Annotated in this window: 13 protein-coding genes and 2 pseudogenes; all 15 read right to left on the bottom strand. The window is 56.6% G+C overall.

The genetic code is table 11. The features are described 5' to 3' along the window. Nucleotides 1–385: phosphopantetheine-binding protein (locus P6574_RS21750; protein ID WP_310622435.1), on the bottom strand; the 385-nt coding region annotated here is incomplete at its 3' end. Nucleotides 386–608: 223 nt separating this feature from the next. After that, nucleotides 609–818, bottom strand: a complete 210-nt coding sequence (locus P6574_RS21745) for a hypothetical protein (RefSeq protein ID WP_310622434.1) — start codon at nucleotides 816–818, stop codon at nucleotides 609–611. A 56-nt stretch (nucleotides 819–874) separates the two neighbouring features. Next, the gene (locus P6574_RS21740) at nucleotides 875–1,054 is read right to left on the bottom strand and encodes an AMP-binding protein (protein WP_310622433.1); all 180 of its coding nucleotides are present in this window, start codon (nucleotides 1,052–1,054) and stop codon (nucleotides 875–877) included. Nucleotides 1,055–1,141: 87 nt separating this feature from the next. Beyond that, a pseudogene (locus P6574_RS22225) lies at nucleotides 1,142–1,931 on the bottom strand (AMP-binding protein). 242 nt (nucleotides 1,932–2,173) lie between these two features. Next, nucleotides 2,174–2,563 carry a condensation domain-containing protein gene (locus P6574_RS21725; protein ID WP_310622431.1) on the bottom strand — a complete coding sequence of 130 codons (390 nt, stop codon included), beginning with the start codon at nucleotides 2,561–2,563 and terminating at the stop codon, nucleotides 2,174–2,176. Nucleotides 2,564–2,634: 71 nt separating this feature from the next. Continuing rightward, nucleotides 2,635–2,856, bottom strand: coding sequence for a condensation domain-containing protein (locus P6574_RS21720; RefSeq protein ID WP_310622436.1), 222 nt, complete (start codon nucleotides 2,854–2,856; stop codon nucleotides 2,635–2,637). Between the two features lie 70 nt (nucleotides 2,857–2,926). Next, nucleotides 2,927–3,433: a condensation domain-containing protein gene (locus tag P6574_RS21715; protein WP_310622430.1), complete on the bottom strand. Its 507-nt coding sequence runs from the start codon at nucleotides 3,431–3,433 to the stop codon at nucleotides 2,927–2,929. After that, nucleotides 3,381–4,013, bottom strand: a complete 633-nt coding sequence (locus P6574_RS21710; protein WP_310622429.1) for a phosphopantetheine-binding protein — start codon at nucleotides 4,011–4,013, stop codon at nucleotides 3,381–3,383. The genes P6574_RS21715 and P6574_RS21710 overlap by 53 nt, the downstream gene beginning before the upstream one ends. Further along, on the bottom strand, nucleotides 3,991–4,266 hold the full coding sequence (locus P6574_RS21705) for a hypothetical protein (RefSeq protein WP_310622428.1): 276 nt from the start codon (nucleotides 4,264–4,266) through the stop codon (nucleotides 3,991–3,993). Before P6574_RS21705 ends, P6574_RS21710 begins: the two co-directional genes overlap by 23 nt. Nucleotides 4,267–4,518: 252 nt before the next feature. Beyond that, nucleotides 4,519–4,890 (bottom strand): annotated as a pseudogene (locus P6574_RS21700) (AMP-binding protein). A 38-nt stretch (nucleotides 4,891–4,928) separates the two neighbouring features. Continuing rightward, nucleotides 4,929–5,315, bottom strand: a complete 387-nt coding sequence (locus P6574_RS21695; RefSeq protein WP_310622427.1) for an acyl-CoA synthetase family protein — start codon at nucleotides 5,313–5,315, stop codon at nucleotides 4,929–4,931. A 2-nt stretch (nucleotides 5,316–5,317) separates the two neighbouring features. After that, nucleotides 5,318–5,722, bottom strand: a complete 405-nt coding sequence (locus P6574_RS21690; RefSeq protein WP_310622426.1) for a hypothetical protein — start codon at nucleotides 5,720–5,722, stop codon at nucleotides 5,318–5,320. A gap of 117 nt (nucleotides 5,723–5,839) precedes the next feature. Then, complete coding sequence (locus P6574_RS21685) at nucleotides 5,840–6,037, bottom strand: hypothetical protein (protein ID WP_310622425.1); 198 nt, start codon at nucleotides 6,035–6,037, stop codon at nucleotides 5,840–5,842. Next, on the bottom strand, nucleotides 6,034–6,276 hold the full coding sequence (locus tag P6574_RS22220) for a hypothetical protein (RefSeq protein ID WP_405048169.1): 243 nt from the start codon (nucleotides 6,274–6,276) through the stop codon (nucleotides 6,034–6,036). Before P6574_RS22220 ends, P6574_RS21685 begins: the two co-directional genes overlap by 4 nt. Then, a partial coding sequence (locus P6574_RS21680; RefSeq protein ID WP_310622424.1) for a condensation domain-containing protein occupies nucleotides 6,200–6,622 on the bottom strand: 423 nt, incomplete at its 5' end. The genes P6574_RS21680 and P6574_RS22220, both read right to left, overlap by 77 nt.

Genomic DNA, 6,622 nt, shown 5'->3' with positions numbered 1-6,622 from the left:
CCCTGTACCGCCTGACGAAGGGCCTGTGTGTCCACAGCCCCGCGCAGATCAACGGCAGGCCCTCATTGTAGACCGGCTGCCCCTTCAAAGCGGGCATTGGCCAGCCACATGCGCTCTTGCTCGAACGAGGCGGAATGGGCGCCTTGCGATCCACCGGCTCCACAGCTGGCAACGGCTTGTCAAAACGCTCCTCAAGCCGTGTAGCCAGCTGGCGGGCACTGGGGCTTTCAAACACAAGGCGCACCGGCACGTGCATACCAAGGGCTTTTTCCAGCCGCAGCGCCAACTGGGCGGCAAAAATAGAATGGCCCCCGATCTCGAAGAAGTTATCATCAAGTCCCACCCGCTCCAGAGAACGGCGATCATGGGCAACCACATCGCGCATGATTGGCAGATCAGCTCTTCATGCTGGGTTCGCGGCGCCACAAAGCCCACTTGCACGGTTGTTCCTGCTACATCCGGCAGGCCTTTGCGGTCCACTTTTCCTGACGGCGTGAGTGGCAGGCACGACAACCCGACAAACTGGGAAGGTATCATATGGCCGGGCAAGAGTAGAGGCCAGACCCGAGCGCACCTGCGCCGCATCCAGCACGCTCTCCAGTCTCAAATTACATGGCCTGATGGTCCGTCTCTCCATCACTCTCAACCGAATGGTCAAGCGCACAGGCCACCAGATCTTCCGTCCTACCTTGCGGCACCACATAGGCCACGAGAGAAACATCCTCTCTTGAGGTCCCTTCAAAACTGCGTGCCACAACAACAGCCTGAACAATGCCCGCTTGCGCTTGCAGCGCCGCCTCAATCTCCCCCAGCTCCACCGCATGCCGCGGATTTTGACCTGAGTATCATACGGCCAAGGAATTCCAGCGTGCCATCAGATCGCCAGCGGGCCAGATCCCCGGTGCGATACAGCCGCGCCCCCGCTTTGCCGGAAAACGGATCTGCGATGAATCTTCTCAGCAGTTAAACCGGAACGCCTTAGGTAGCCGCGGCTCACCTGAACCCCGCCAATCAGCAGTTCGCCAGAAACTCCGATCGGGACCGGCTGCCCCATGGGTCCACCACATAAGCCTGCGTGTTGGCTACAGGAGCACCAATAGGGATCACCGTTTCGCTGCCAGTTGTTGGATAACATAAAACCTCAAATGGTAGCCTCTGTTGGCCCATATAGGTTGATCAGCTCGGCCTCTTTCCCCGCTTTAGCAACGACCGCATGGAACCGTCTCACGCACGTTGCACTGAGGGCCTCTCCGCTTGTAAATATCGTCTGTAATGAGGTTAGGCTCTCAAGCTCCTCTCCGGCTTCTAAAGACGCCACGTAGGGCTCAAACAGGCTTGGCACGAAGTGAATTACACTCACTCCGTTGTCCACTATGGCCTGACATACTAGGTCAACCTGCCGGTGAGCATTTGGCGCCAATATTACCACCCGCGCACCGCAGGTTACTCCCCAGAACAGCTCCCAGACCGAGACATCAAGGTGTAAGGTGTCTTTTGTAAAAGCACATCCTCAGGCCCCAACGGCACCATTTCTTGCATCCATGCCAAGCGGTTACTAAGCCCTTTATGACAGACCATCACCCCTTTTGGGGTGCCAGTGGAACCGGAAGTGTAGATCACATAGGCAAAAGAGCTGAAGCTACTTGCGTTGAGTTGGCCATCCAGCGTAGGCGTTTTACCGTTGAACGCCAATAACTCTTGCCTAACATCGACATCATCCAGAACGACCAGATGTCCCCCACCTGCTTTCTCACCCAGGGCACTAACCTTCATCACGCTACATTGTGTGAAGACTACCCTTACCCTGCATCTTTCAGCATAAAGGCGAGGCGCTCTGGCGGATAGTCTGGATCCAGCGGCAGGTAGGCGCCGCCTGCTTTCCAAATGGCCAGCAAGGTGATGATCAGCTGGGCGGAGCGTTCCAGACACACCCCCACACCTGTTCCGGTCCCACCCCTTGACAGATCAGATACCGGGCCAGACGGTGGAGGGCCGCTCCAATCGCCATAGCTCAGCTGGTGTTCCCATCCACCACACCGCAACAGCGTCAGGCCGTAGGCGGGCTTGCGCTTCGAACAACTCCACAACCGTTTGATCCTCTGGGTAACTCACGTGTGTGTCGTTAAAGCCGTGCAGAAGATGCTCAAACTCATCCTCACCCAAAAGCGAGTGATCATAAAGACAAGCTTGTGGGCCTGCACGACCTGCTGTAGTAATCGGCAGTATTGAGCAGCAATACGCTCCACCGTTGCTGGTCAAACACTTGTGTGGCATAAAATACATTGCCCTCAAGACCACCATCGGTTTCCACACACTCAAAGGCCAGTTCAAACTTTGCTGCCGGGGGCGGGGCCTGCGTAAAACCAGAGATCTCGACTTCTCCTAAATGGGGTTCAAACTCCACCTCAGGAGTATTTTGTAAAATAAAAGCCACCTGTGCCACCGGCGCATGCTGCATGGAACGCACTGGTTCCAGAGCCTGTACCACCGCTTCAAACGGAATTTGGGCATGAGCAAAGGCAGATAAACACCACTTCCCGTGTCCGCTGCAGATGCTCTTCAAAGGAACTGGTTAAGTCCACACGGTTGCGCAGCGTCAAGGTGTTAACAAAGAACCCGATCAAGCCTTCGAGCTCAGGCCGGAACGTCCGGCCTCTGGATGGCCACCACCACATCCCTGCCCGCCCCAAGGCGGGCCAGCAACACTGCAAACACTGTTTCCAGCACCATGAACAAGGTAGCGGAATGGGACTGTCCCATTTGCTTGAGCTTCGAGTTCAGCTCTTCTGGCACAGTAAATGTTACCACGCTCCCTTGATAGTCCATGGTCTTTGGCCGCGGATGGTCAAAAGGCAGTGTGATGGCTTCCGTACTCCAGACAGCTCTTCACGCCACCACGAGAGCTCCTTCTCCAATCGCCCCTGACTTAAAACCTGCCGTTGCCACTCCGGCATAGTCGGGGTATTGTACCGTAAGGGAGCGCAAAAGGGCCACCTCCCCTGTCATCGCTTCTCGGTAAAGCGCAGAGAGTTCGCGCCCAAAGACCAACCATCCACCACACTGTGATGGCCGCCCACCACCAACACATGTGTGGGGAGGCGACACGGATGAGGGTCACCCGGAACAAAGGACCTGCCGCCAGATCAAAAGGACGGCGCCAGTAATCTCGAACAGAGAGGCCAGTACACGCTCCGCTGACATCATGGCCATCCTCCAGCACCAAGATGCCAGTTTCCCGAACCTCTTGATCACTTGATAGGGCAGATCGTTTCTCACCCGCCTCAAAGACCGTTCGCAACGCTTCATGACGGCAGACCAAGGTGCAAAGCGCCTGATCCAAAGCTTCCAGCTCCAATCTGCCGTTTAGAAGAAATGCCCCTTCAATGTGGTAGGGCGGCACCGGCCCGCGAATCCAGTCGGGTCCAAAAACCACAGGCGTTCCTGTTGGAACGACAGTGGCAGCGGCTGAGACCGGTCCGCTTGTACCAAAACACCTGCTCTGTGGCCAACAGGGTGTGATCGAGATAGGCAGACAGATCAATAACCGTGGGCGCTTCAAACACATCACGTACTGTGACCGCCTTACCGGTTGCCGCCTGTAGCCGTGTCACCAGCTGAACAGCCCGAAGCGAGTGGCCGCCAAGGGCGAAGAAGTTATCCTCTCGTCCCACCTGCTCCACCCCAAGCAGCTCACTGAAGATTGAGGCAACCAGTTGTTCTGTCGCGTTGGCTGGCGCTATAAACCGGCTTTGCACCACCTCTCCACTCACATCCGGCAAGGCCTTGCGGTCGACTTTGCCTGACAGCATAAGTGGCAGACAGGACAACCCGACAAACTGGCTTGGCACCATATAATCGGGAAGGCTTCGTTTGAGAGACGTACGCAAGGCTACCAGATCAATCAAGCCATCCAATTGCAGCTGGACAGAGGCCGGTGCATTCGCTCCCCTTTCCTGTACGTCTGGTGTTGGTGACGAAGAAGGATCTTCCCTATCTTGTAAAGTACTGGGCACCACATAGGCCACCAGCTGTGTTTGGGCTGCCTGTGAAGCCTCTGAGCAGGTAGCGACGACAACCGCTTGACGAAATCCCTTCTTGAGCTTGCAATACCGCTTCTATCTCCCCCAGCTCTACCCGCATGCCGCGGATTTTGACCTGAGTATCCATACGGCCAAGGAATTCCAGCGTGCCATCAGATCGCCAGCGGGCCAGATCCCCGGTGCGAACAGCGCGCGCCCGCTTGCTGGCCGGAAAACGGATCGGCAATGAACTTCTCCGCAGTTAACCCGGAACGCCTTAATAGCCGCGGCTCACCTGAACCCCGCCATCAACAGTTCACCAGAAACTCCAATCGGGACAGGCTGGACCCTTGCGTCCACACATAGGCCTGCGTATTAGACATAGGAAAACCAATGGGCACCACTTCCTCAGTGCCTGTGGTCTGATACGCCGTCACATCAATGGTGGTCTCGGTGGGACCGTAAAGGTTGACCAGTGCGGTGGAGCATTGCTCTTGAACTAAAATTCATAAAAACTCCTTACAAAAGAAAGTGGCAGCGCTTCGCCACTAGTCACCACCGCCCGCAGCGTAGCAAGGCTCTCACGATCTTTGCCAACCTTCAAATCATCCAAATAACTAGCAAACATGCTGGGTACAAAATACAAGACACTCACCTTGTGCAAACGCATTGCCTGCCACACCAAATCAATGTCCCGGTGCCCCCCTGGGGGGAGCATCACCACTTGTGCACCATGGCAGGCCCACCAGAACACTCCCAGACTGATACATCAAAGGTGTAAGGTGTCTTTTGTAACAGGACATCCTCAGGCCCAAAGGCAGCACCTCCTGCATCCATGCCAGGCGGTTACTAAGCCCTTTATGCTGATCATCACCCCTTTTGGGGTGCCAGTGGAACCAGAGGTATAGATCACATAGGCAAGGAACGGGGTCTCAGTGAACTCTCTGTGTCATCTTGCGCTAGTGCTGTGCCGCTGAACGCCGTTAACGATTGTCGAATATCGATATCATCCAGAACAACCAGACGTATCTCGCCTGCTTTCGCATTCAGGGCAGCAGCTTCCCTCATATTACGGTGGGTGAGAACCACCCTCACCCCAGCGTCTCCAGCATGAAAGCGAGGCGCTCTGGCGGATAGTCTGGATCCAGCGGCAGTAGGCGCCGCCGCCTTCCAGATGGCCAGCAAGGTGATGATCAGCTCACGGAGCGTTCCAGACACACGCCGACTACCTGCTCTAATCCCACCCCTTGGATCAGATACGGGCCAGACGGTTGGAGGCCGCATCCAATTCGCCATACTCAGCTGGTGTTCCCCATCCACCACCGCAACAGCGTCAGGCCGTAGGCGGGCTTGCGCTTCAAACAACTCCACAACCGTTTGATCTCTGGGTAACTCACGTGTGTGTCGTTAAAGCCGTGCAGCAGCTGCTCACGCTCTGCCCCATCCAAAAGCTGAAGCAACGCAACGGGTGTGTCAGGTGTTTGCAACGCAAAGAAGAACCGCTGCAGCATGGCCCCGAGGCGATGGACTGTATCCTCGTCAAAGACATCTGTGGCATACTCCATGGAGAGGATCACACCTGAGGTGCAGGGGTTGATATCCACCGTCAGATCATATTTCGAGATCGGCGGATGTGAGCCCTCAAGGTACTCCGCCTCAACCCCGTCCAGCAGCACTGCTCCTTCATCGCGAAACGCATGCATCACCAACAGCACCTGAAACACCGGGGTGATGTGGCAGCTGTGTCCTCCAAAGCGGAAACAACCTGTTCAAACGGAACATACTGATGGCGAAGGCATCCTGCACAGGTACGGGCTGTGTCACCAACTCTCAAAACTCTCTTGCCCATCAACCGGCAGGCGCAGGGCTAATGTATTACCAAAGTAGCCAAACTCGGGCCACAAGGCCGCATCGGGCTTCATCACATGCGGCGTGCCCAGAACAATGTCCTGATTACCACAGACCCGGCAAGGAAGCTGGAAAGCGCTGCCACAAACACCATAAATGGCGTGGCTCATGACGGGCGGCAAACGCCTCCACTTGCCGCCACTGGTCCGGGTCCAGTCCCGGTGTGATAATCCGGCGTCCGGCAAAGCTGCGCGTGCGGCCGCGGCCGATCAAACGGCAAGTCCAACGCTTGTGGTATGCCAGACAGGGTCTGTTGCCACCACTGCAGCTCTTCAGCCAATACCGGCGCCATCGCCTCGGACCGCTGCCAGGCGGCATAGTCTGCATAGTGTAGCGGTAAGGGGGGCAAGGTAGCTGGTCGTCCCTCTTTGGCGGCCTGATACAGCGCGGCAAAATCGGGGCAGCACATGACTGAGCGACCAATTGTCCCCCACACTGTGATGGGTGGCCAGACACCACACATGAACGGTTGGCGAGAGCTTGAGCACCAGCGAGCGACAGGGGTGATCAGTACTCAGATCATAGGCGGCGGCGAGCAGCCGGGCAACCCGTTCTTGCAACGCCTCCAATGGCTGCCCCTCTTGTGACCAATCCTCAAACACGTTCTGCAGACTTTCGGGCGGATCAATCTCCTGCCACAGGCGGGTATCGCGGCTGACCAGCCGGGTGCGCAGCACCTCATAGCGCTCCAACAC

The organism is Pseudovibrio sp. M1P-2-3 (genome assembly GCF_031501865.1).
Lineage (GTDB): Bacteria > Pseudomonadota > Alphaproteobacteria > Rhizobiales > Stappiaceae > Pseudovibrio > Pseudovibrio corallicola.
The sequence above is the reverse complement of the archived record's forward strand: the minus strand, read 5'-3'. Positions and strand labels throughout refer to the sequence as shown.

Coding starts and splice junctions, on each gene's coding strand:
- P6574_RS21740 (WP_310622433.1), bottom strand. CDS start 1,054: ATGGGGCAGCCGGTCCCGATCGGAGTTTCTGGCGAACTGCTGATTGGC.
- P6574_RS21695 (WP_310622427.1), bottom strand. CDS start 5,315: ATGGCGAATTGGATGCGGCCTCCAACCGTCTGGCCCGTATCTGATCCA.
- P6574_RS21690 (WP_310622426.1), bottom strand. CDS start 5,722: ATGCATGCGTTTCGCGATGAAGGAGCAGTGCTGCTGGACGGGGTTGAG.
- P6574_RS21685 (WP_310622425.1), bottom strand. CDS start 6,037: ATGAGCCACGCCATTTATGGTGTTTGTGGCAGCGCTTTCCAGCTTCCT.